Annotated in this window: 24 protein-coding genes and 2 tRNA genes; 14 read left to right on the forward strand and 12 right to left on the reverse strand. The window is 35.6% G+C overall.

The genetic code is table 11. The features are described from left to right. Positions 1–119 precede the first annotated feature (119 nt). A tRNA-Arg gene (locus tag O5633_RS10010) sits at positions 120–193 on the reverse strand. 182 nt (positions 194–375) lie between these two features. Between O5633_RS10010 and O5633_RS10015 the strand changes: the two genes are divergently transcribed. Both O5633_RS10015 and O5633_RS10020 read left to right on the forward strand, forming a co-directional pair. Further along, a complete protein-coding gene (locus O5633_RS10015; RefSeq protein WP_269609564.1) occupies positions 376–672 on the forward strand; it encodes a DUF3181 family protein in 297 nt (98 codons plus the stop codon). Positions 673–712: 40 nt separating this feature from the next. Next, positions 713–961 (forward strand): cytochrome-c oxidase, encoded by a 249-nt coding sequence (locus O5633_RS10020; RefSeq protein WP_269609566.1) that lies wholly within the window; start codon positions 713–715, stop codon positions 959–961. Here O5633_RS10020 and murJ read toward each other — a convergent pair. Beyond that, positions 948–2,555, reverse strand: a complete 1,608-nt coding sequence (gene murJ, locus O5633_RS10025) for a murein biosynthesis integral membrane protein MurJ (protein WP_269609567.1) — start codon at positions 2,553–2,555, stop codon at positions 948–950. The genes O5633_RS10020 and murJ overlap by 14 nt on opposite strands. 74 nt (positions 2,556–2,629) lie before the next feature. Here murJ and sfsA point away from each other — a divergent pair, with 74 nt between their 5' ends. From sfsA to O5633_RS10045, 4 genes are all read left to right on the forward strand, one after another. Then, on the forward strand, positions 2,630–3,394 hold the full coding sequence (gene sfsA / locus O5633_RS10030; protein WP_269609568.1) for a DNA/RNA nuclease SfsA: 765 nt from the start codon (positions 2,630–2,632) through the stop codon (positions 3,392–3,394). 264 nt (positions 3,395–3,658) lie between these two features. After that, a complete protein-coding gene (locus tag O5633_RS10035; protein ID WP_269609569.1) occupies positions 3,659–5,149 on the forward strand; it encodes an ammonium transporter in 1,491 nt (496 codons plus the stop codon). 119 nt (positions 5,150–5,268) lie between these two features. Then, a complete protein-coding gene (locus tag O5633_RS10040; protein ID WP_269609570.1) occupies positions 5,269–6,471 on the forward strand; it encodes a 4-hydroxy-3-methylbut-2-enyl diphosphate reductase in 1,203 nt (400 codons plus the stop codon). Positions 6,472–6,534: 63 nt separating this feature from the next. Next, positions 6,535–7,068 carry a DoxX family protein gene (locus O5633_RS10045; RefSeq protein WP_269609571.1) on the forward strand — a complete coding sequence of 178 codons (534 nt, stop codon included), beginning with the start codon at positions 6,535–6,537 and terminating at the stop codon, positions 7,066–7,068. A 63-nt stretch (positions 7,069–7,131) separates the two neighbouring features. Here the strand turns inward: O5633_RS10045 and purH are convergent, their stop codons facing one another. Then, entirely contained in the window at positions 7,132–8,688 is a 1,557-nt protein-coding gene (gene purH, locus O5633_RS10050; protein WP_269609573.1) for a bifunctional phosphoribosylaminoimidazolecarboxamide formyltransferase/IMP cyclohydrolase, read from the reverse strand. Between the two features lie 64 nt (positions 8,689–8,752). On the opposite strand from purH, the gene O5633_RS10055 reads away from it, so the two are divergent. Beyond that, entirely contained in the window at positions 8,753–9,358 is a 606-nt protein-coding gene (locus O5633_RS10055) for an alpha/beta hydrolase (protein WP_269609574.1), read from the forward strand. Here the strand turns inward: O5633_RS10055 and O5633_RS10060 are convergent. Then, a complete protein-coding gene (locus O5633_RS10060) occupies positions 9,355–9,723 on the reverse strand; it encodes a DUF3155 domain-containing protein (protein ID WP_011294267.1) in 369 nt (122 codons plus the stop codon). The two genes, O5633_RS10055 and O5633_RS10060, sit on opposite strands and share 4 nt — an antisense overlap. Before the next feature lie 312 nt (positions 9,724–10,035). On the opposite strand from O5633_RS10060, the gene O5633_RS10065 reads away from it, so the two are divergent. Next, positions 10,036–11,160: a sensor histidine kinase gene (locus tag O5633_RS10065; protein WP_269609575.1), complete on the forward strand. Its 1,125-nt coding sequence runs from the start codon at positions 10,036–10,038 to the stop codon at positions 11,158–11,160. On the opposite strand, the gene O5633_RS10070 is transcribed toward O5633_RS10065, so the two are convergent. Then, on the reverse strand, positions 11,141–11,926 hold the full coding sequence (locus tag O5633_RS10070; RefSeq protein ID WP_332299684.1) for an adenosylcobinamide-GDP ribazoletransferase: 786 nt from the start codon (positions 11,924–11,926) through the stop codon (positions 11,141–11,143). The genes O5633_RS10065 and O5633_RS10070 overlap by 20 nt on opposite strands. Positions 11,927–12,000: 74 nt before the next feature. On the opposite strand from O5633_RS10070, the gene tgt reads away from it, so the two are divergent. Then, complete coding sequence (gene tgt / locus O5633_RS10075) at positions 12,001–13,131, forward strand: tRNA guanosine(34) transglycosylase Tgt (protein WP_269609577.1); 1,131 nt, start codon at positions 12,001–12,003, stop codon at positions 13,129–13,131. Positions 13,132–13,165: 34 nt separating this feature from the next. Next, a complete protein-coding gene (locus tag O5633_RS10080) occupies positions 13,166–13,309 on the forward strand; it encodes a photosystem II reaction center protein K (protein ID WP_269604438.1) in 144 nt (47 codons plus the stop codon). Positions 13,310–13,440: 131 nt separating this feature from the next. On the opposite strand, the gene O5633_RS10085 is transcribed toward O5633_RS10080, so the two are convergent. From O5633_RS10085 to O5633_RS10095, 3 genes are all read right to left on the reverse strand, one after another. After that, positions 13,441–14,463, reverse strand: coding sequence for a Gfo/Idh/MocA family protein (locus O5633_RS10085; RefSeq protein ID WP_269609578.1), 1,023 nt, complete (start codon positions 14,461–14,463; stop codon positions 13,441–13,443). Positions 14,464–14,500: 37 nt separating this feature from the next. After that, positions 14,501–15,769, reverse strand: a complete 1,269-nt coding sequence (locus O5633_RS10090) for a hemolysin family protein (RefSeq protein WP_269609580.1) — start codon at positions 15,767–15,769, stop codon at positions 14,501–14,503. 14 nt (positions 15,770–15,783) lie between these two features. Then, positions 15,784–15,856, reverse strand: a tRNA-Ile gene (locus O5633_RS10095). A gap of 109 nt (positions 15,857–15,965) precedes the next feature. Between O5633_RS10095 and pyrE the strand changes: the two genes are divergently transcribed. Beyond that, positions 15,966–16,544, forward strand: a complete 579-nt coding sequence (gene pyrE / locus O5633_RS10100; RefSeq protein ID WP_269609581.1) for an orotate phosphoribosyltransferase — start codon at positions 15,966–15,968, stop codon at positions 16,542–16,544. An 8-nt stretch (positions 16,545–16,552) separates the two neighbouring features. Further along, positions 16,553–17,392, forward strand: coding sequence for a tRNA-modifying protein YgfZ (locus tag O5633_RS10105; protein WP_269609582.1), 840 nt, complete (start codon positions 16,553–16,555; stop codon positions 17,390–17,392). Positions 17,393–17,410: 18 nt separating this feature from the next. Here the strand turns inward: O5633_RS10105 and O5633_RS10110 are convergent, their stop codons facing one another. Further along, entirely contained in the window at positions 17,411–18,862 is a 1,452-nt protein-coding gene (locus O5633_RS10110; protein ID WP_269609583.1) for a TM0106 family RecB-like putative nuclease, read from the reverse strand. 52 nt (positions 18,863–18,914) lie between these two features. Here O5633_RS10110 and O5633_RS10115 point away from each other — a divergent pair, with 52 nt between their 5' ends. Together O5633_RS10115 and rdgB are read left to right on the forward strand one after the other, a co-directional pair. Beyond that, a complete protein-coding gene (locus tag O5633_RS10115; RefSeq protein WP_269609584.1) occupies positions 18,915–20,375 on the forward strand; it encodes a phosphoglucomutase/phosphomannomutase family protein in 1,461 nt (486 codons plus the stop codon). Continuing rightward, the gene (rdgB, locus tag O5633_RS10120) at positions 20,368–20,958 is read left to right on the forward strand and encodes an RdgB/HAM1 family non-canonical purine NTP pyrophosphatase (protein WP_269609585.1); all 591 of its coding nucleotides are present in this window, start codon (positions 20,368–20,370) and stop codon (positions 20,956–20,958) included. Before O5633_RS10115 ends, rdgB begins: the two co-directional genes overlap by 8 nt. Before the next feature lie 9 nt (positions 20,959–20,967). On the opposite strand, the gene O5633_RS10125 is transcribed toward rdgB, so the two are convergent. From O5633_RS10125 to fabI, 3 genes are all read right to left on the reverse strand, one after another. Then, positions 20,968–22,461 carry a carotenoid oxygenase family protein gene (locus O5633_RS10125; protein ID WP_269609586.1) on the reverse strand — a complete coding sequence of 498 codons (1,494 nt, stop codon included), beginning with the start codon at positions 22,459–22,461 and terminating at the stop codon, positions 20,968–20,970. A gap of 89 nt (positions 22,462–22,550) precedes the next feature. Then, positions 22,551–23,162 (reverse strand): imidazoleglycerol-phosphate dehydratase HisB, encoded by a 612-nt coding sequence (gene hisB / locus O5633_RS10130; RefSeq protein ID WP_269609587.1) that lies wholly within the window; start codon positions 23,160–23,162, stop codon positions 22,551–22,553. Positions 23,163–23,192: 30 nt separating this feature from the next. Beyond that, positions 23,193–23,975, reverse strand: coding sequence for an enoyl-ACP reductase FabI (gene fabI / locus O5633_RS10135; RefSeq protein WP_269609588.1), 783 nt, complete (start codon positions 23,973–23,975; stop codon positions 23,193–23,195). Between the last annotated feature and the right edge of the window lie 91 nt (positions 23,976–24,066).

Consider the following 24,066-nt stretch of genomic DNA (forward strand, 5'->3'; position numbering starts at 1 on the left):
AAGATTTAATAGTCACTTTATTCTTTTATTTATGATGTGATAGTAGGCATATGTTTAGTCTAATGAGAAAAAACTTTCTCTTATTTTCTGGTTATATATGGATTTACATATTTTTTAAACGCGCCTGGAGAGATTCGAACTCCCGACCCTCTGATCCGTAGTCAGATGCTCTAATCCGCTGAGCTACAGGCGCATAAAAAAACAATATCAGATTGACACCCAAAGAATAGGAAAATATGTGTGTATCTATGCCTTAAAAATTGATTGAAATACGATTGTGAAACTTAAAAAGTTATTTTTCCATTAATTTTTGCATTTTGAGAAAGTAATCAATCTCTATCTAAGGTTACTAATAATAGAAAAAACTATGTTTTTATGTCCACTTCTATCGATTCATCGCAAATTAATGAGCTAGCTGTGTCAATAGCTGACAGATTATTTATTCAAGTTGAAAATTGGAACCTTTATCTGGGCGATGCGGGCCTTTCAAAGGACTTGGCTATTGAATGTCAGGCTAACTTTGATCAAGGTGCAAATGTTTCAGCTAGAAAAGCTCTTGAAGCGATTCAAGTAAAACTTGGCGGAGGTAAAACGATTTTGCCATTATCAAAATTAATTCCACCAAATCAATTTTTTGACCTCGAGGAGATTTTAGAACCCTATTGCAGATAAGATTTGATCAATTGCTTTCTTATTCTTGCTAATCATTCAGGTGACTAATGCCAGAGAAGTTGTAAGGAAGCGAATTGGTCGCTTAGGAGAAAGACTTATAGGGAAAGTTGCTGATGCTGAAGCACAGGTTGAAAAGGAATTAATGAAAGAGATGGAAATAGCTTTTCAAGAGTTTGGCATTGAAGCAAGAATTCTTTCAGTCAGTGGAGTGAAAACTGATGAAATGAACTGTTTAGAAATTCCACTTAAAGTTAGATCAGAAAAAGATGTTTTTCTTAAAGATGATTAAATTTCTCTTTTAAAAACTTATTTAAATTATTAATATCATCAACTTTAAGAATAATTGCTAGACAATAGAATATAACAAGACTAATTCCAGATGATATTATTATTTTAAATAATAAATTAAAGAAACTATAGGGCAAGTATGTTATTTTAAAAATAAAAAATGAGCTAATACCAGAAATTAAACCAATTAATATAATTCTAAGGTTTTGTGATACTATTTTTGAAAGTTTCAGGTTCTCTAGTTTATTATTTAATTTTAAGAGTAAAAGTATGCAAGCAAATAAATTAACAAATGTAGTTGAATATACTAAACCATTTACTCCTAAGTTGATTGGGGATAGTTCCCCCCATGGACTTGTTCCTCCAATTAGAAACCAGTCAAAAAATAAATTTAATAATATTGCTATACTTGATATTCTAAATGGTGTTTTTGAATCTTCAATACCATAAAATACTCTTACTAATAGATCTCTTAATAGATAAAAAGGCATACCTATTCCATATGCAATCAATAGTTGACTTACAACATCTATAGCATTTTCATTGAATGAACCTCTGCCATAGATTAATATTACTATTGGAGCAGATAGTGAAATAAATATCGAACCTAGAAATACCATCGAAGAAGAGGAAATAATTAATCCTTGATGGATTTTCTTGATCAATTTTAAATGATTTTCTCGAGCTCTTAAGCTTACAAAAACTGGTAATAATGGAATTAAAATAGAATTTGATATTATTCCAAGAGGAGCTTGAACTAAAAAGTTTGCGTAACTTAGAGCAGCTGCAGCTCCAACTATTTTTGATGCAAAGAATAAATCAGTAATAACATTGATTTGCATCATTCCTGAAGAAAGTGAAGCAGGGGCAATCATTCTCCAGGCTCTTTTTAATTCTGAATATTTTGTTTGGATTGAAAAACTTATAGTAAATATTCCTTTTTTAATTAGAAAAGGTATTTGAATTAAATATTGAGATAGAGCTCCTATAAATGTTGCCTTTGCAAGAATAATTCCTCCCCTCAAGTTTAATTCATATATATCAGCTGAAGTTTCTTTATTTATCCAAAAGTTTGATACTGCAATTATAATTATTAGACTTGAAAGTAATGGAGATATAGACGGGATTAAAAATTCTTTTTTTGCATTTAGAGATCCAAAACCTAGGCCTATTAGTCCAGATAAGAATATAATGGGAGACATTATTTTTAATTGAGAAGATGCTATTTCTTTGATCTCATTGTTTAAACTGGGTCCAACTAAATTAATCAATAAATCGGATGAAAAGAAAATAAAAAAACTTATTATTAATAGTATTAGAGATAAAATATTATTGATTGAACTTATAAATAACCTACTATCAATTTTATTTTTATCTGCTAATAGTGTAACCATTGAGTTATGTAATGGTCCATTAATACCTCCAAGAAGAACCAAGAAAAATCCAGGTATAATATAAGCATAATTATATGCATCATATGCAGCACTAATTCCGAAAGCACCAGCAATAACTAATTGCCTAGCCATCCCACCAAGTTTACTTAATAAAGTTCCTAAACTTACGACGAAAGCAATTTCTTTGAATGATTTCGACATGTTAGGTTTGAAAAAAGAGAGCTTTCATCTTTCTAGAATATTTTTAGTTCTTGTTTTAATTGGATGTTAATTAAGTGATTGAGATTGGGAAAACCATTATTAAGTTTCCCCCTCTTGTAGAGGGAATCTTAATTAAAAGATATAAGAGATTTTTGGCTGATGTTGAGTTGGCTGATGGTGAAATTGTTACTGCTCATTGTGCAAATACAGGACCAATGAAAGGGGTTTTGAGGCCTGGTGGTCGAGTTAGACTTAAGTTCTCTCCTTCTCCTAAACGTAAATTAGATTGGTCTTGGGAGCAAGCTGAGGTGCCAAGTCATAATGAGCTGAAAAGATGCTGGGTTGGTATTAATACATCTTTACCTAATAAATTGATTAGAAATTTGGTTGAGGCGAATGGCTTAGAGAAGCAATTGGGTTCAATTGCAAATATCAAGCCTGAAGTTAAATATGGTTTAGAGGGTAAAAGTCGAATTGATTTGTTACTTAAACCAAAAACAAACAACTCAGATAGTAGAGATATTTATATAGAGGTTAAAAATACAACTTGGTGTGAAAAAACATTAGCTTTATTCCCGGATACGGTAACCACAAGAGGTCAAAAACATTTGAGGGAGCTAATGAGTATTTGTACTAATTCAAGGGCGATATTGATTCCTTGCATAAGTAGAAGTGATATGGAAATTTTTGCACCTTCTGATTTAGCAGATCCTTTATATGGAAAATTATTTAGACAGGCAATATCTATGGGTGTAGAGGTTGTTCCATGCTCATTTGGTTTCTTTTCGGACCACATAACTTGGGAAGGTGTTAAACCCTTTAAGATTTCACAAAAATAAAATATCTAGAACAAAATACTTAGGTAGATCTATTTTAACTATTTAAGCTAGTTTTTTATTTTGATTTTTAATTGTGGGATTTAAATTAATTTGAAAATTTAATCAATTAACACAAAAAATGTGTAAATAAGAACATATATGCGGTACCAAACTCTTTTTTTGTATCAACACCTACATCTTGTCAGTATCAGTTGCATTCATATTCATAAGTGTATAAATTTTGGATTAACTATCCATTTCTTTTTTTCGAAGTAAGCATCATTTATGACCACTGCTTTGCAATCGCCTCCAAGGCGAAGTACTTCTCGTCTTCAAGACGCAAGTCTTTTGAACGGGCCAATGCTTCTTCTAAGAAGCATTAAAGGTTTTAGAAGAAGTCAATCTTGGGCATGGCTAGCGTCTGTCCCATTGGCACTTTTAGGATTAGGTGTTTTCACTTTCTCTGCAAGAGCTGAGGTTGCACTTTCAGATTTAACTGGACCTCAAGCTGCTGCATTTTTGGCAGATAACCTTTGGTTATTTATAGCCACAATCCTCGTTATTTTTATGAACGCAGGATTCGCAATGGTTGAAGCTGGTATGTGTCGCCAAAAAAATGCGGTCAACATATTAGCCAAAAACTTATTTGTTTTTGCTCTTGCTGTCACTGCCTATTGGGTAATTGGATATTCCCTAATGTATGGCGGTTCAGTAATTGATGGATGGCTTTATTTCCAAGGCTTGTTTGTTGATCCTGATCCTTCAGGTGCATTAGAGTGTGCAGCTGCTGGCGATACAGGTTGTCTTGTTCCAGCAGTTGATTTCCTTTTTCAGTCTGCTTTTGCTGGTACTGCTGCAACTATCGTTTCTGGATTAGTTGCAGAGAGAGTCAAATTTGGTGAATTTGTCGTTTTCTCTATAGTTTTAACTGCTTTTATCTACCCAATCGCTGGTAGTTGGCAGTGGAATGGTGGATGGCTTTCTGAACTTGGCTTTATTGACTTTGCTGGCTCATCTATCGTTCATTCTGTTGGAGGATGGGCAGGTCTTGTTGGGGCAATGCTGCTTGGACCTCGTATTGGCAAATTTGTAGATGGCAAAGCTCAAGCTATGCCTGGACACAATATGGCTATTGCAACTTTAGGAGCGCTAATCCTTTGGATAGGTTGGTATGGATTTAATCCTGGCTCCGAATTAGCAATGGATCAATATGTTGCTTATGTCGCCGTAACAACAACATTGGCAGCAGCTGGTGGCGCAATCGCAGCTACAGTTCTATCTACCATTACTTCTGGTAAACCTGATCTAACCATGATTATCAACGGTATACTTGCTGGATTAGTAAGTATCACTGCTGGTTGTGGCAATATGACTTTTGCTGGATCTTGGCTTGCTGGAGCAGTTGGTGGATTAATTGTTGTAGTTGCAGTAGCTGCTTTAGATTCTGCAGGTATTGATGATCCAGTTGGTGCTTTCTCAGTTCACGGTGTTTGTGGTGTTTGGGGAACTGTTGTCATAGGCCTTTGGGGCGTTGATGGCATGGACCCAGGTGCTGCAGGAATTGGTCTTCTTAATGGAGGAGGAATTAACCAATTCTTCATTCAAGCATTAGGTGCAGCTGCTTATGGTATCTGGACTGTAGTTACATGCTGGATTGCTTGGCAAATTATTGGTGGCTTCTTCGGTGGCATCAGAGTTAGCGAAGCAGAAGAGACTCAGGGTCTTGACATTGGCGAGCATGGAATGGAGGCATATCCTGACTTTGCTTCTAGCTAGTTACCTTATTTAGTTCTCTTACATTAAGTTTAAAAAAGCCCGGATATATTCCGGGCTTTTTTAGTGTGGTTTAATAGTGATGGGAATCCTATCAATTTGTTTATAACCTTTTAATTGAAATGGATACTCAAGCATTCAAGCAAACTCTTCATAAATCAGATAGATATAACAGGAGAGGATTTGGCTCTGCAAACAAGCGAGCCCAGGCTCTAGCAGAGGCTTATCAAAGTGGATTAATCGGATCAATTAGAGATAACGGCAATGAATTGGTTCATGGACGACTTAAAGTCAAAATTGCAGAGGCTTTTGGTTTTTGTTGGGGAGTAGAAAGAGCTGTAGCAATGGCTTATGAGACTAGAAAGCATTATCCGAATGAAAAGATATGGATTACTAATGAAATTATTCATAATCCTTCAGTAAATGACCAGCTTAGGAAAATGGATGTACTTTTTATTACTGAGGAGAAAGGAGTCAAGGATTTTTCAGGCGTAAAAGATGGGGATGTTGTAATTCTTCCTGCTTTTGGTGCAACTGTTCAAGATATGAAAATGCTTCATGATAGAGGCTGTCATATTATTGACACCACTTGTCCATGGGTTTCAAAAGTTTGGCATACAGTTGAAAAGCATAAAAAACATACATTTACTTCCATTATTCATGGTAAATACAAACATGAAGAAACACTTGCGACTAGCTCTTTCGCAGGAACTTATCTAGTTGTATTTGACTTAGAAGAAGCCAATTATGTAGCTGAATATATTCTTGGTAATGGAAATAGAGAGGAATTCTTAAAGCGTTTTGCTAAAGCATCTTCTGCTGGGTTTGATCCTGATAAGGATTTGCAAAGAATTGGGGTCGCTAACCAGACAACAATGCTCAAAAGTGAAACAGAAGAGATAGGTAAATTATTCGAAAAAACGATGCTAAAAAAATACGGTCCAGCTGATTTAAATGAACACTTTTTAGCTTTCAATACTATTTGTGATGCCACGGAGGAAAGACAAGGAGCAATGTTTTCTCTAGTTGATGAACCCCTTGATCTTATGGTTGTTATTGGTGGTTATAACTCTTCAAACACTACCCATCTTCAAGAAATAGCGGTAAGCAGGGGTATTCGCTCTTTCCATATTGATACTCCAGAGCGAATAGGAGAAGAGACAAATACTATTACTCACATGCCACTTGAAGGTGAATTAATTACTGAGAAGGAATTTCTTCCAATTGGCAGTATTAAAGTGGGAATCACATCTGGAGCCTCTACTCCAGATAGAGTGGTTGAGCATGTTATCCACAAGCTTATGAAAATAAGTGAAAAAGATTAATCTAGGGTAAATCACAATTTTGACTCAATTTCTCGTAGGATATACATTCAATATTTGTTGAAGATGGCTCAACCCACAAGCTCTAATATTCAAGATTCTGACTCACAAAAGGTTGAAGTCGTTGTACAGAGTCCCGATGGGGAGGTGAATATTTTTGGAGAACTTTCAATATTAGTTCTTAGAGTTAGTTTTAGTTTGTTGATGGTTCATCATGGTTTGGAAAAATTAAATGATCCAGGAGGATTCGCTGAATTTGTTGTGGGTAAATATTTCAGCTTTCTTCCTGGTGATCCTGTAATTTGGACATACATGGCCGCCGTTACTCAAATAGTTTGTCCAATTGGTTTAGCGACTGGGGTATTGGCAAGAATATCCTCCTTGGGTCTGCTATCAACTATGGTATTCGCGTTATATTTCCACTTTATAGATACTGGCTTAGAAGGATTTCCTTTCGCTGTTGTAGAAAATCACAATTACATATTTGAATTATCCGCCATTTATGCTGCAATATCATTCTATTTTTTATGTGCTGGTCCTGGAAGACTTTCACTCTTTAGGAAATCAAATAAAATAACTTATTATCCAAAAGGTACATAAGTAAAGAATAACTTTTAAGGCTAAATAATAATATTTAAAATTAAAAATTACTCATAGTTGGTTTTAATGTAAAAAGTGTCTTTTTCCAGTAAGAACCATTTTTATTCCCAATTCATTGCATGCGCTGATAGAATCTTTATCTCTAATACTTCCACCTGGCTGAATAATTGAACTAATACCATAATCAGCTGCCATCTTTACAGTATCGTCGAATGGGAAAAAACCATCACTAGCCAACACAGCACCTTTTGATTTGCTCCCAGCTGCCTCTAATGCAAGTTTTGCTGAACCTATCCTATTCATTTGACCAGCTCCAATTCCTAGACTCTGCTTATTAGATGCAACAGCTATTGCATTTGATCGTATATGTTTTACGATTTTCCAAGCAAAAGATAAGTCAATCATTTCCTCTTCATTTGGGATTAGTTTGGTAACATTTTTCCATTCAGTTTGATCAAAATCCGGTTCATCTAAATCTTGAATTAATAAACCACCAAGTATGCTTCTGATATGATTGTTATCTGCTTTTTGAATAGACTCAGCTTTTAACTCTAATAGCCTTAGGTTTTTCTTTTTTGAAAGTATTTCTTTTGCATTACTATCAAAATAGGGAGCTACTATGCATTCGATAAATATATTTTCAAGTTCTTTTGCAGCAGCTTTATCCACGGGGCAATTGATAGCAATAATTCCACCAAAAGCACTAACTCGATCTCCATCTAATGCTCTTTTTAGAGCAGAACATGGCGAATCTCCAATTGCGACTCCACAAGGATTTGTGTGTTTAATAACTACCGCCGCTTTTTGATATGAAGCATCTTTAATAGTATTTTCATATCCAAATTCACGGAGCGTAGATAATGCAGCCTCCAGATCAAGAAGATTATTTGTACTTAATTCTTTTCCTTGCAATTGATTAGCTCCACTCCAACCTTTCTCAGGCTCTCCATACCATGAGGCCTTTTGGTGGGGATTTTCTCCATACCTAAGCTCTTGCTTTAAAGGCAAGCTTTGCAACCAATAAGCTTTTTGTGAGGGAATTTGCTTTGCAATCCATTTGCTTATTGTTAGGTCATAAATGGCTGTATGCTCAAAGGCTTTTAGAGAATAGCTTTTTCGTAATTCATTGGTGACTGTTTTTGATTTGTATGCATCAATTAAGTTTGAGTATTGACTTGGATTAGTGACTACAAGAACGTCTTCATGGTTCTTTGCCGCTGCTCGAATCATTGTTGGACCGCCAATATCAATATTCTCGATTGCCTCATCCCATGAAACATTTTCTTTTGAAATTGTTTGTTCAAATGGATATAAGTTAACAACCACCAAATTAATTGGATTGATATTTTGTGCCTTCAAATCTTCCATATGATTTTGTTTATCTCTTTTCGCCAATATTCCTCCATGAATTTTGGGATTAAGTGTTTTCACCCTTCCTTCAAGAATTTCTGGAAACCCTGTGTAATCTGCTACTCGAGTGACAGGTAGATTTGCGCTCTCAATTAACTTTGCAGTTCCTCCACTTGAAATAATTCTGAAACCCAATTCATTTATTAATGCTTCAGCCAGAGGAATTAAGCCAGTTTTGTCTGAGACACTTAACAGTGCTATTGGTGACATTTTTATTCTTTGAAATCGATTCTTTTCGATAACCTACGCATCAAAGAGCCATATTGCATTCAAGATGACTGAACTAATCTGCTTAAATTCTGAATCCGCAACAAATAGATTGGTTTTACTTCACGGTTGGGGAGCTGATGCACATGATCTTGTACCTATTGGAAAATTATTAACTGAAGGATTAAAAAATCGTTTTGAAATTGTTTCTTTCTCTGCTCCTAATATTCATCCAAGCGGATTAGGTAGGCAATGGTACCCCTTGTACCCTCATGAGTGGGAACAGGTTCCAAATGCAGTATTAGACCTTGAAAGGAGCTTAAATAGCCTTTGCTTTAAACGCATCCCTTTAAATAAAACATTGCTCTTGGGCTTTTCTCAAGGAGGTGCAATGGCTTTAGAGCTTGCAAAAAGAAATAGATTTGATGGGGTTTTTGCACTTAGCTCTTATCCACATCCGGATTGGGAACCTTCAAAAAATATGCCACCAATTTTTCTTTGTCATGGAAATATGGATCAAGTAGTCCCTAAAGCTGCTTCTCAGAAAAGCTTTGATATTTTGTTAAAACATGAAGTTAAGTCAGAGTTGTATTTCTTTGATGGAGGCCATGAAATAACTAATGATCTAATTGAACATTGCCGAGAAAAAATTAAACAAGAATTTCTGGATTAAACAAAAGCGTATTCATACTCTTCGATTTCTTCCCAGTCGTCTGCTGTAAGTTCTAAGCCTGCAAAAATTTTGTCCTCACCTAGAAATTCAACAATCACTCTTAAAGAGGGAAAAAGAAAGTGATTTTCCTCAGCATATTGAGCACTAAACAAACCTTTCTCTCCCCAGAAGAAGCGATCAGTCGTGTGTTCATTGCGACGTACATTTAATATTGCCGGCGCATACAGTCCTTCTTCGGCAATAAAACGCCTAGCAGCAGTTACAGGCTTATGTTGCCCTGTTCCTAAATGAAAAATAGGAACATGTGACATTACACGCTGACCTGCGAGCCTTCGCCTGCTAATTCTTTTGCGCTTCTTAGACATGAAAAAAAACTACCTTTTTTGGGTGGGAGAGATTTAGAGGTTTTGTTATTCGCTCTGGCTGAAGCTAGAGTTTTTTGAAGAAAAAAATAAGGTTGAAACTGAGGTGGAAAGTTTTTCTTAAATAATTAAAAAGTTGGCTACAGAGTTACCCATCAATCTCTGCCCTAGCATCAAAGTCATTGAAATGCTCACTTTTTAATTAAATTTGAGATAACCTCCTATCAAGATCTAAATTCTTTATTAACATCTTAATACTTTTTTCAAATTTATCAAGTTTTTGAATACTTCGTTTTCCTTGTCTAAGATAGCTTAATGAGTTCAATGCAGTATTCAGAACGGTTTTTAAATTTTGTTCAACAGCAGTTGATGAGCTTTCAAGCTAATCAAGAACTGGAGCATGTTGTTGTTTACGTGGCGAGATCTGGAGACAGTGGATCTCCAAGCTTGGAGGTCGTTGGTCAGTGGCCTAAGTCAGAGAAAGTATTACAGCCTGTAGAAACTGATACTGCTCTTCGCACGCCATCTTCGAATAGAAGATGGTATCCATTGCAAGAAGGATCAATATTGTTGGGAGTTATTCGTGCAGAGAGAATTGCTTCTGAAGAAGAAGAATGGTCGGAGTCTCTTGACCAACGTCTGCAATCGATTTCAATTTTACTGGCTAACTCTCTTGCTTCTGAACTTGATAGAAAAAGGTTGTTAGAACAATTAGATGATCAAAAGGAGCAAATATCTCTAATGGTTCATCAACTAAGAAATCCATTGGCTGCTCTTGGTACTTACGCAAAACTTCTTTTGAAAAAAATAGGACCTGAAAGTGAACATAAGAATCTTGTAAAAGGACTTATGACTGAACAAGCACAAGTCAATAAATATCTCTATGCACTTGATCAACTTAGTCAAGTGAAATTACCGCAAGCTGATGATGGATCAAACAGATTGCTCTTGCCTCCGCTGTTGCCTACTGAGACTTCTATCAGTGTGAAAAGTTTAATAGAACCATTAATTGAGAGAGCTAAAGCTCGAGCTAATTTGCAAGGAAGAAAATGGTTCGGTCCTTCAAAATGGCCAAAATGGATGGAATCAAGATCAATTTCAGAAGGTGTTATTGCTGAAATAGTTGCAAATCTTTTGGAAAATGCATTTAGGTATAGTCCTCCTCAATCTTCTATTGGTATAGAAGTAATTGAAGAGGGCATATGTATTTGGGATGAAGGCATCCCTATCAAGCAGGAAGAAAGAGAAATGATTTTTGAGAAAGGGTTTAGAGGCGAAAGTGGTTCAAAAATGTCTGGGAGTGGAATAGGTCTGGCTCTCGCTAGAGATTTAGCTAGACAACTAGGTGGAGATTTAAAGTTATTTGTGAATCCGAGCCAATTTAAAAATTCTTTGCCTGAATCAGGGAATGCTTTTGTTTTTACTTTGGAACCAAAATGATACTTAATAATACTAAGTTAGTTGTTTCTGTTATTACTAGACCTGCTCCATAAGTATCTCCATTATGTCCTTCTAAAGATTTATTTATAAAGTGTGGGATTAATATAGAAGTTATTAATCCCGACAATATGCAATAAGTTAATAATAATATATTAGAAGATATATTGAGATTAGTTGAAAATAGAAAAACTATTATGCTTGAAAAAATTATTATCAATGAAGGTCTTATTTCTTTATTTATCCCTTTCCAGCTTTGATGATGAAAGGAAATGGATTCTTTCTTGAAAATGTAATCATAATTTTCAATTGCAAAAATTTGTGAGAGTCTTCCCCAAAAGGCAGCTAAAGGGAAGGCGAAGGGTGCATAAAAACCAAGTTTGATTATTGCTGCTATTTGAAGCATCAAAATGATTGCTAAACTTTGCAAACCTATTGCACCAACTCTGCTATCTTTCATCGCCTCAATTCGCTTTAATGGACCAGCACCAATCCCATCTGCAGTATCAATTAAACCGTCAATATGAAGTCCACCAGTTATAACAATGTTAATTGCAATAGATATTAAGGCGATAGAAATATTTGGCCAATTAAAGTAATTAAGTAAAAGCCAAAAAAATGATTGTAAAAACCCAATTAAAATCCCTATTAAAGGAGCAAACCGAGCAATTCTGTTGAATCTAGGTTTGATTATTGGCCATTGAGGCAAAATTGTGTAAAAAACCCAGGCACCTGCAAGGTCACTTAGCCAGTTTTTGAAAATCAGAATTACAACCTCAACTGTTTCTAAAGTCTCAAAATAGTTATATAACTATTTTGAGACTTTAGAAAAATTAGGAATAATTGAAAAAGCTCTTCTTTGATTTTCAAATAAAAAAGAGATGCAATTCGACATTAGCTCGAGTCTGTTCTTTTAAAACGCCAAATGGAATAGTAAATACTCCTCGATTTATGCCAGTTGGGACTCTAGGAACAGTTAAAGGTATTACATCTAAGCAGCTTGAGAAAACAGGAGCAGAAATGATTCTTGCAAATACTTTTCATCTTCATCTGCAACCTGGAGAAAAGATTGTTCAAGAGGCAGGGGGACTACATAAATTTATGAGCTGGAATAAGCCTATACTCACTGACTCAGGTGGTTTTCAAGTATTTAGTTTGGCAAAATTAAATAAAATTGATGATGCAGGAGTTTCTTTTCAAAGTCCAAGAGATGGTAAACATATTTTCTTGACTCCTGAAAAAGCTATTCAAATTCAAATGGCTTTAGGTTCTGATATAGCAATGGCTTTTGATCAATGCCCCTCTTATCCAGCGAGTGAATCAGACGTTGAGGATGCTTGTAATAGGACACATCATTGGCTAGAGAGATGTCTTAATGTTCACAAAAAAGATGATCAAGCAGTTTTTGGAATAGTTCAAGGTGGGTGTTTCCCTCATTTGAGGAAATTTAGTGCAAAAATTGTCTCAGGATTCGATTTACCTGGGATTGCTATTGGAGGTGTAAGTGTAGGTGAACCCATACATCAAATTCACAAAATTGTAAGAGAAACCTGTCCTCTACTACCTCAAGATCGACCTAGATACTTAATGGGAATTGGAACTTTAAGAGAAATGGCCATAGCAGTAGCAAATGGAATAGATCTGTTTGATTGTGTGATCCCTACGCGCTTGGGAAGGCATGGGAGCGCATTAGTTAATGGTGAGACATGGAATTTAAGGAATGCACGTTTTAAAGACGATTACAGACCATTAGATTCGTCTTGCACGTGTGAAGCTTGTACCGGATATACAAGAGCATATATTCATCATTTAATTCGCAACAAAGAACTACTTGGTCTTACACTTTTGAGTTTGCATAATCTCACGCATTTGATCCGTTTTACAGGTGCCATGAGGCAAGCAATTATTGAAGGTTGTTTTTCAGAGGATTTCGCTCCGTGGCAGACTGACTCTAAAGCGCGTCATACGTGGTAGCGTGCGTGCTTAATATGTCCATTATTTCTTAGGGATGGCACTGATTAATCTTGACTTGCTTGCTGAACTTCCAGTTGCTTACCAGGCTTTTGCACCAACAGTGGATGTACTTCCGCTTATACCTCTTTTCTTCTTTCTGCTTGTTTTTGTTTGGCAAGCGGCAGTTGGCTTTCGTTAAAAGCGAAGTTTTTCTTCAAGATTTTTAAAAAATTAAGCAATCGATTAGAGGTTCTTAACAAAATAAAATTTTTGCTCGAAGTAAAAACCCGGGCAGAATTTGTTTTTTTTTGAGTTAGGTAATAGTTTTATCTAAATCCCTTTGCTCAGCAAAATATCTTCACTTGGCATTGATACTGCCTTTTCAATTAAATCAGCCAGATGAAGTGCTCTAGATGCTTGAAGCCCTCCAACCGCAGGCTTCTCCTTGCCTCTGACGCATTGCAGGAAATGCTCCAGTTCTGCATACAATGGTTCAATCGATGTTGTACTTACTTCTTCAATAAAACCGTCATTTCTATAAAGTAATTCTCCATGATCAGCTGAATACCATTCATGAGCCTTTCTATGAATGTGAATATTGTGATTTAGGAAATCTGTTTCTATGAGACTTTGCTTGCAATGAGCGCTTAAGCTTCTGATTTTTTTGTGACTCATTTTGCTTGCAGTCAGACTTGCAACTACCCCGTTTTGAAACCCTAGTGTTGCATTAACGTAATCCATCGGTCCATCTCCACTGCATCCACCAACAGCAGCAAGCCTTATCACTTTTGAATTTGCAAGTTCAATAACTAAATCAATATCGTGAATCATTAAGTCCAATACGACTGAAACATCATTAGCTCTCTCAGGATGTGGGCTGTGCCTTCTTGCTTCAAGAACTACAACCTCTTCATTCGCAACTACTTTTGTTAATTCCCTAAAAGCTGGATTAAATCTTTCTATATGGCCAACTTGTAATAATTTTTTTGCATTATTGGAGGCATTAATCAACGATGATGCTTCTTCTTTATTTGCTGCTATTGGCTTTTCAATTAAAACATGTTTACCTGAGTTTAAGCATTCTAGACCTACTTCATGGTGATATAACGTGGGTACAGCAACACATACAGCTTCTACTTGAAGTAATAAATCCTTGTAATTTCTATACCAATTACAATTGAATTGATCCATAGCCAACTTTCCTCGTTCTTCATCTAAATCTGCAACACCTACTAGCTCAGCATCTTTGAGAAGACTGAGAACTCTGGCATGGTGCCACCCCATATTTCCAATCCCTATTACCCCAACTTTTACAGGAATAATATTTTTGTTGATCTTGGAGATAGTATTCATGTTTACTTTTTTATTAATTAATAGTCTTTTTTATCAATTATTTAGGAAGGGTTATTTTTACTTTGTTAATTCTTGGACCTTTCATAGAGGTAATTTCAAATACAATTTCATTATGAATGAATGTTTCTCCTGAATTGGGAATTTCTTGGAGTTTTTCTAAAACAAATCCAGCAAGAGTGTAATGATCATCTGCTTCTGGTAATTCTAGTTTAAGCTCTCTATTTAGTTCTATTACTTCTATTTCCCCAGAAGTAATCCATATTTTTTTTAAGTCATCAATAGGTCTAAGTTCAGCTTCTTTATTGTCAAATTGAATTTCATCACCAACAATCTCTCCTGTTAAGTCTGCTGATGTTATTAATCCTTCAGTTCCTCCATATTCATCAACAACTAAAAGTAATGGGTTTCCATTTTTTATGAGGGGTAGTAATTCGGCCAAAGTAGAAGTTTCTAAAACACGAACAACTGGATCTATATAAGGCTCTAGAGATGTATTGGCTTGCATTTCCCCTTTGGCTATTGGATCAGCAAGTTGCCTTAAATCCAAAACTCCAAGAACATTATCCAGTGAATCATCAATTACTAGGTATCTTGCATGACGAGTTTTATGCACTTCTTCCATCATTTGAGTGAAGGAAACATCTCTTGGCAGAGTAACCATCCCTGATCTGGGAACCATTACTTCTCTAACTTGTGTATCTCTTAAAGCAAAAACACCTTCAAGTATGTTTCTTTCATCAGGTTTTAATCCTGTTACTCCACCTGTTTCAATTAATTTTTCTAATTCTCCTGCAGAGAATGCAGCTGTCGTAAGACTTTCTGATTGAGAATTGAGTCCAAATAACCTAAGAATTAATAAAGCAAGTCCTTCTAGCAAAGAAAGGAATGGTGACATCCATTTTATTGCTGCTTCAATAAGGGGTGATAATCTTAAAGCTGAAGTCTCTGGTTGATTAAGAACAAGTGCTTTTGGAAGAAGACCAGATATTAGAGTTGCTAAAAGTACAACAGTAATAAAAAGTCCTAGATCTAAAAAATAGTTAATTGAAGCATTATTTCCCCACCATTGACTTGCGAGATTTTTGCAGATCCAACCAATTGAAATTAAAGAAATAGTTATTCCTAACTCTGCTATTAAAAGAGTTCTTCTTAACCTTTTCTGTAGACGAATTATTGAATTGGAGCCAGGTAGTCCCTCTTCTACCAACCTTTGAACTTTAGTTGAACGAAGTCGTAAAATAGCAAATTGACCTGCATTAAAAAATGCTGGTACTACAAGCAATATAAAAAGAAGTAATAAACTCATTAATAATTTTTCTATGGGGGTGGCGAGGATCGAACTCGCCTAAGGCGAATTATGAGTTCGCTGCATTCACCAGATTGCTACACCCCCAAAAAAGCAGAACTAAAACTTTTTTTGATAATAGTTAAATAGTTTGCCTAAAGTAAATATATATCTAATCCCACCAAGATGTTTAATAATTAAACTTGCATATAAAGATATGACCCCATTGAATCCTTCGTCAGATGGAATAAAAGAAAATCTTTTAACTTTATTAGCTCAACAAGCTTATAGGTTTGGCGATTTTTCTTTGGCTTCCGGGAAAAAAAGTTCTCATTACGTCAATTGCAAGCCAGTCTCTCTCTCAGGTCCAGGACTCTTGTCGATAAGTTCACTATTCCTAAAACAATTAAACGAAAGTGATAGTGCTGTAGCTGGACTGACTTTGGGTGCTGACCCTCTAGTTAGTGGCGTTGTAATGTTGGCAGCTCAATCAGGTATTAATTTAAGCGGTTTAATAGTAAGGAAAGAAGCTAAAGGTCATGGAACTGGAGCATGGTTGGAAGGACCTTTGCCTCCAAAGGGCTCTGTGATTACTGTCCTGGAGGATGTTGTCACTACTGGTGGCTCTTCTCTAAAGGCTGTTGAAAAACTTAGAAATCAAGGGTATTTAGTTAATCAAGTATTAGCAATAGTAGATAGAGAAGAGGGAGGATTAGATGCAATGTCTAAAGCTGACTTAGATTTAAATAGTCTTTTCTTTTTAAGAGAGATTGTTGAGAGAGCTCAAAGCTTGTAATGACAGAAATGAAATCAATGATTTGGGATGAGACATTCCCTGCATTACTTCTAAAAGGTCAGGGGACTTCTGCTTTTTTACATGGTCAAACAACCGCAGATGTTTTTGCTAAGAAAGAATTAGATAAAATATTTATGAGTTGTTGGCTATCAACTAAAGGATCTTTAAAAGCTGTATTAGAAATTCGACTTTCAGATGATATGGCTGAAATAGTTATAATTTGCGGTGAAATCAATTCGATAAGAGATGGATTTGAATCAGTGATATTTCCAGCTGATAAAGTTAAGTTAGAAGTTGTAGATCCAATTAGAAGAAGACAAGAAATATATAATAATAATTCATGGAAGGAGTCAAATGTTAGTTGGATTGATAACAATAATTTAAGCCTAGATGGAATAAATAAATATACAAAACCTACTAAAGAAGAACTGGAAGTTTGGAAAATAAGACAAGGAATACCTAGCCTTGATAAAGAGATAAATGGAGAAAATAATCCTTATGAGCTAGGATTAGCCGATACTATAAACCTAGATAAAGGCTGTTATCTAGGTCAAGAGGCAATGGCCAAGTTTTTCAGGTCTAAATCTCTAAAATATCAACTTCGTTATTGGGAAGCTTATGGGGAAAATGATAATTTTCAAATTGGTAAAAATTTTTTTAATACTAATAAAAATGAAGGGTATAAAAAAAATGTAGGAGTTATTACTTCTTCAATTAGGGTTGATGATAATTTTTTTAATGGACTGGCTTTAATTAAGAAAACTTTTCTTGATCAGGATTTTTGTTTTTCTGAAAATGGTGATTCCATAACTATTAAAAAACCAATCTCTTTTACTAATCCTTTTTAATTTATTGCTACATGCTTACTAGTGATCTATTAACCACTTTGCGATCATTAAAGTAGCTATACAGTCATCACGATTGTATTCAAAAATTGAATTTAAATTTCTAGAATACATTTTATTTATTTTACGTGATTTTTTCCATTGTCTCCACCATAAAAGAGCTCTAGCTCCATCTACATTTGATTGTTTCCACTCAAATCCTATCCATTCTGCTATTGATTTAAGACCATAATTTCTTACGGGAAGACACCAGTATTCTCTAATTAATAAATGTATATCAATAAATCTTTTTTTTAATGCTTCAATTTCATGAGGATCAGCTCCTTGTCTCAATCCTAGCTTTAGCAAAGATATTGGTTCTGTCTCCCCATAATGGATGATGGGATAGTCTCGATTAAGACTTAATTTTTTAGTTATTCTTTTCCATAGAAAACTTTCAGTATTTTTTTCAAGATTAAGTAATGGTGAATATTTAGTTTTTTCTAAACTTATTTCATTTTTTATATTTTTTGGTAATCGAATAAATCCATGTAAAAAGTCATGTTTAATATCTGGGTCAGATTCAATGTCGTAAATATATAATCCTTTAGCTTTTTTTAGATTATTTAGTTCTATTTCTGGATTTAGTTTGATTGCCCTATTGGTTGATTGAGATTGAGATTGTAAAATAATTTGTTTGGAAATATCACCATGTTGTGTCCCAAAGATCTCAAGCTTTTCCTTTAATTTATAATGCTTTATATTTGCTAGTTCCTCTATATTATTTATGCCAATTTTGTTTAATAAAAGTTCTCTTTTTGCTCCAATACCGCTGATTTCACTTAAGCTTCCTTCTTTAATTGCTACAGCATCACAATCTTTTCTCCATGAACATATTGTGCATTTTTTTCTATTAGAAGTTATGGGTGGAGGAGTTCTTGATTCAATATCTTTCTCTAGGTTTAATAATGAATCTATTAAATCTGTGTTTATATTAGCGCTTAATCTTATCTTTTGGACTTTGATAACGTCATTTTCTTTGTGTAATATTAACCCTTTTTGTACTTGAAATTTTTGTAAATTATTGATTAATAAACCAGTCATTGCAAGTGTTAATTTATGCTCTCTTGTGATTTTTTTACCTTGCCTAGCTAATACAGGTTGATATGCAAAATTCCCCCAAATACTCTCTCCTGAGGTCTTCCTTAGTATCGGTAAATTTGCCTTGATAATTCTATTTTTAATTAGAGGATATTTAATTCTGACTCCATAAGCAATATTTTTCCCTTCTTCACAAGCTTGAATTCCTATCCCATAACTTTTTTGTGAGAGATTATCAAAGCAGTCGATTTGATGATTTAATTGAAGTGTGCTATGAGCCGTCCACAATTTTTTTTGTTTATCACCATAAATATCAAGCCACGCTTTTCTTCTGCATCTAATCCAACTCCTTAAAAGGTGATCATTAATTGGTTTGGATCTATTACATTTCATACTTAGAGAATAATCCGCATTTCTTTAAGAACAAAGTTTCTCCAATATAAAGATGAAAAAGAAAAAGTTGAATCTCACTAAGGAAAAAATTTCTTTCGGAACAGATGGATGGAGGGGGATATTAGGAGTTGAGTTCACCTTGGAAAGATTACTTAAAGTTGCAGCAGCAGCAGCTCAACAGCTTGCTTATGTGAAAGAGAAAAAAAATAATAAAATAATCATTGGTTATGACCGACGTTTCCTAGCAGAGGAGATGGCCGAGGCGGTCGCATCTGCTGTTAGAGGAGTTGATTTAGTCCCTTTGTTGGCTTCTTCCGCGCTGCCAACTCCCTCTTGTAGCTGGGGGATAGTTGAAGAAAATGCACTTGGTGCATTAGTGATTACCGCAAGTCACAACCCATGCGAATGGTTGGGTTTGAAAATTAAAGGTCCCTTTGGAGGCTCAGTTGATAGCTCTTTTACCGATTCTGTTCAAAAAAGATTAGATGCTGGGGGGATATCAATTCCAATCGAAGGCGTAACGGAGAGAGTTGATTTTCGAAAACAACATATTTTGGGGATTAGTCAGAAATTTGACATGCATTTGATTTCTGATGGCTTGAGGAAATTAGGTGTGAAAATTTTTGTCGATCCAATGCATGGATCTGCGGCGGGCTGCATGTCTGAATTATTTGGAGTTGATAGTGAAGAGCTTATTTATGAAATAAGAACTGAAAGAGACCCATGCTTTGGTGGGAATCCTCCAGAACCTTTGAAGGCTTACCTATCGCAATTAATAAAAGAAGTACAGGATGAATTCGAGGCAGGACAGTTATCCATGGGCCTGGTTTTTGATGGAGATGGAGATCGAATTGCGGCAATAGATGAAAAAGGTAGATATTGCAATACGCAGTTATTAATGCCTGTCTTGATAGATCATTTGGCAAGAGTTAGAAATATGCCAGGTTGCGTTGTAAAAACTGTAAGTGGCTCGGACTTGATGAGATTGGTTGCGGAGGATTTAGGGAGAGTAGTGCACGAAAAGCCAGTTGGGTTTAAATATATTGCTGAAGAAATGCTTTCAAGAGAAGTTCTTATTGGAGGAGAGGAGTCAGGGGGGGTTGGGTTTGGACATCACTTGCCAGAACGTGATGCTTTGTTTACCACTTTGCTTTTGATGGAGTCAATAGTTGCTGATGGTAAATGTTTAGGTGAGAAAATAGATTCTCTTCATGCTCGTTTTGGTAAGAGTCATTTCGAACGTATTGATTTAACTCTCAAAGACATGGAGATGAGAAGGTCCGTGGAAGATTTTTTGAAACAGAAAACTCCATCTTCAATTGGCCATAAATCAGTTTTAGAGGTTATTTCAACTGATGGAATAAAACTCATACTTGATAAAAGTCATTGGCTGATGTTCCGTTTTTCTGGAACAGAGCCTCTTTTAAGAATTTATTGTGAAGCGCCATCCAGTGCAGAAGTTACTTCAACTTTGTATTATGCAAAGCAACTTATAGCTAATAGTTTTGGATAATCTCCCTCTGGTAATTGCTAGTGGCAATAAGGGTAAAATAGGAGAATTTAAAAAACTTTTGGACGGTTTTCCATTTGATTTATTGACTCAACCTGTTGGTTTTGAGATTGAGGAAACAGGAAATACATTTATGGAAAATGCAAGAATCAAGGCCATTGCTGTTAGTCAAGCAACAGGTAATTTCTCTCTTTCTGACGACTCTGGATTAAGTGTTGAGGCTCTTGGAGGGGCTCCAGGTATTTATTCTTCTAGGTATGCAAGTTCAGACAAGGAAAGAATTGAAAAACTATTAGCCGAGTTAAAACCTTTTTCAAATAGAAAAGCTAAATTTGAATGTGCATTATGTATTGCTAGTGGAGAAAAAGTGTTGATAGAAGTTTCAGGCTTTTGCGAAGGTCTAATAACTTTTTCCCCGAAAGGGAAAAATGGGTTTGGTTATGATCCGATTTTTGAAGTTTCTGGATTAGGTGAAACTTATGCAGAAATGGATCACGACAAAAAGAAGCATATTGGTCATAGGGGGAATGCATTCAAATTGCTCATACCAGAATTGAAAAAACTATTGGGTTCAATAAAAAAGTAGTTTTAGTTTTTAATTTTCAACCCAACTTCCGTGTAATCCATGTGGTATGGAAATAGGAACTTCAAGAATAGCTTTTTCAGTCAGATCTTTAGAATCAAGGATTATTAAATCAGTTCCTGATCTAATACTATTCCAAACCAATACGACAACCCATCCATTGTCTTCTTCAGATTTTGATTCTTGGGAAGGAATAAATATAGGCTCACTTACAAAACCTCTTGGAGCGGCACTCCAACTTATTTCTTCCTCTTTTAAGGAATCGAATTTTTTAATAGCTTGTAGTGGTCCATTCCCTTCCTTTTTTTCAGCGGTTGCCATCCAACTGAACCGGGACTTTAGCCCTTCAAAATAGGGGTTAACCATTGCAAATTCACAACATTGTTTACTCAATGTGGAACAGTTAAATGTGTTTTTATTGGGATTTATTTCACATCTTTTTAAAATTCCTTCTGGTAAAAGATCAAAGTCAATTTTTCTAAAATTATCATCTGGCCCAATACTAGGAAAATCATCATAAAAAATACTTTCAACATTGATTTTTTCATTTTCTTCCCAAGCATTGAGATGATGAAAAACAAACCCCTTAGGAGCATTCACTGTTTTTGGGGGGGCTCCTGCAAATTTGCCGCAATCTCTTGGAATCAATAAAAATTGTGGATTCCCATCAGGTTTTGATGCCAAACATTGTGCCGCTCCCTTTTGTCCTAGAAGGAATGGGAGAGGATTGAAACTAATAGCATTTTGTAGAAATATTGCCCAGTTTGGGGTTATGGCAAAATCATGCAAAAAAGCAAAACCATTAAAAGAATCTTTCCTATCGCTTAAAAGAGAACCAGCTTTTTCGCCTTCGCTTGAAAATTCCATCAATCTTATTGTGCTTTTAGGACCTGTATTGACTCCAAAGGTCACCATTCTCTCTTTTTTGTGATGACCAGGGTCAAATCTAGGATGCGCACTAAACGCTTCACCTTTCTTTAAAACTCCATTTAAATCAGAGATACCGTTCGTTTCCAGAGTGATAGGATTTAGTGAATATGGGCTAGATGCTTCCCATAAGGCAAGGAGATCATTCCCAAGTTTTATTACGTGGGTATTAGCTATATTTTTTAACCTAATGTCAAAGGCATTAGCTAATAAACCACCTTCTTTCTGAGTACCAAAAACTCCTCTGTAAAGAAATTTCTGTGATTTTTCCTCTTCCTTCCATTCTTTTGTTCGAACAAAACGATTTGTGATTTTTATTTTTCCATTGTCAAACTTGAAGGCTGCTATCATTCCATCTCCATCAAATGGATGATGGACCCATCTTCCACCTCTCTCTAATCGACCTGGACCGTTTCTATAGAAAGTTCCTGAGATTTGCTTTGGGATAGATCCTTTTACAAGCTTCAATTCAGCGTTATTTAGTTCTTTCTCAACATTGCAATATGCACTTGACCAATCCTCTTGTGAGAAGATTGCTTCATTTTGAGATGAGTCTTTTTTTAAATAGCTAACTGCCACTACTTACATAAGATTGGAGTTTGATTTTCGCTAAAAGTTAGAACTTTTGCGAGCTTATTAGAAAATTGGTGGATTCAACTAGATTCATTTCAACTACCAGCTTGTTCAAGAACTCCTTTGCTGCTTGGTATTTGACCTGATCTTCTAGGATCAATTTCAGTAGCCATCCTTAAGGCTCTTGCAAAAGATTTAAAAGATGCCTCAACTATATGGTGTGTGTTTGTTCCTGATATTTGCCTTATGTGGAGGGTTAAGCCACTATTGCTTGACACAGCAGCAAAAAATTCTTTAACCAGCTCCGTATCATAGGTACCTACTTTTTGAGAAGGGATATCTAAATCAAAACTTAAATGGGGTCGCCCTGAGCAATCGACTACTACTTGAATAAGAGCTTCATCAAGAGGAGCAAGGAAATGACCAAAACGCTTTATTCCAGATCGATCTCCAAGTGCCTTTGATAAGGCTTGTCCTATTGCGATTCCAATATCTTCATTAGTGTGATGATCGTCTACATGAGTATCTCCATTTGCGCTTACTTTTATATCGAATAATCCATGGCTAGATAATTGTTGGATCATATGGTCTAGAAAACCAATACCAGTACTTACATCGCACTTTCCAGATCCATCAATATCTATTTGGACAAAAACGTCCGTTTCCTTAGTTACTCGGCTGATTTCTCCTGATCTTGTTCTGTTCATATCTATTCTATTAATTAAATTGAAATAAAATTACATTCCATTTATGCAATACCCAGCATCAACATAAACAGTTTGACCTGATATACCACTTGAAAGATCACTAAGCAAGAAAGCAGCTGTGTTTCCTACTTCGATTTGGGTAACGGTTCTTCTAAGAGGAGCTTTTTCTTCGACGTTATGAATCATGTCTAAAATCCCTCCAATAGCAGAACTTGCGAGAGTTCTTATTGGTCCAGCGCTAATTGCATTAACTCGAACCTGATTTTCAGGACCAAGCTCCTCTGAAAGATATCTAACTGAAGCCTCTAAAGCTGCTTTCGCGACACCCATTACGTTGTAATTAGGAATTGCTCTTTCTGCTCCTAAGTAAGTCAAAGTAACTACTCCCGCCCCTTTACTGAAAAGAGGTTTTGCGTATTTACACAATGGAGCAAGAGAATATGCGCTTATTTCAAGTGCTCTAGAGAATCCCTCCGGAGAAGTCGCACTGTAATTGCCTACTAATTCTTCTTTTCCTGCAAAGGCTAAACAGTGGACTAATCCATCAATCTGTCCCCATTGATTCTTAATTGCTTCAAAAACTTCTTCTATTTGAGAAGAGTTTTGAACATTCAGGGGTAAAAATAAGCTTGGATTTAACGGAGAAGTTAGTTCTTTGACTTTTGCTTCGAATCGACCTTTCTCATCTGGTAAGTATGTGATTCCTAGCTCTGCTCCAGCTGCGTTTAATTGTTGAGCGATTCCCCACGCAATTGATCTGTTGTTTGCTATCCCAGTTACCAGGATTTTTTTGCCACTAAGATCGAGAAGCATCTTGTCGGACTCTTTTGGTTAGTATTCCTTATTCTCCCTTATTTAGGGGTAAGACTCATAGTTAAATGAATATATAGTTAAAAGTTCTTTA

Origin of the sequence: Prochlorococcus marinus str. MIT 1013 (assembly GCF_027359395.1) — a bacterium.
Classification (GTDB): Bacteria; Cyanobacteriota; Cyanobacteriia; order PCC-6307; family Cyanobiaceae; genus Prochlorococcus_B; species Prochlorococcus_B marinus_E.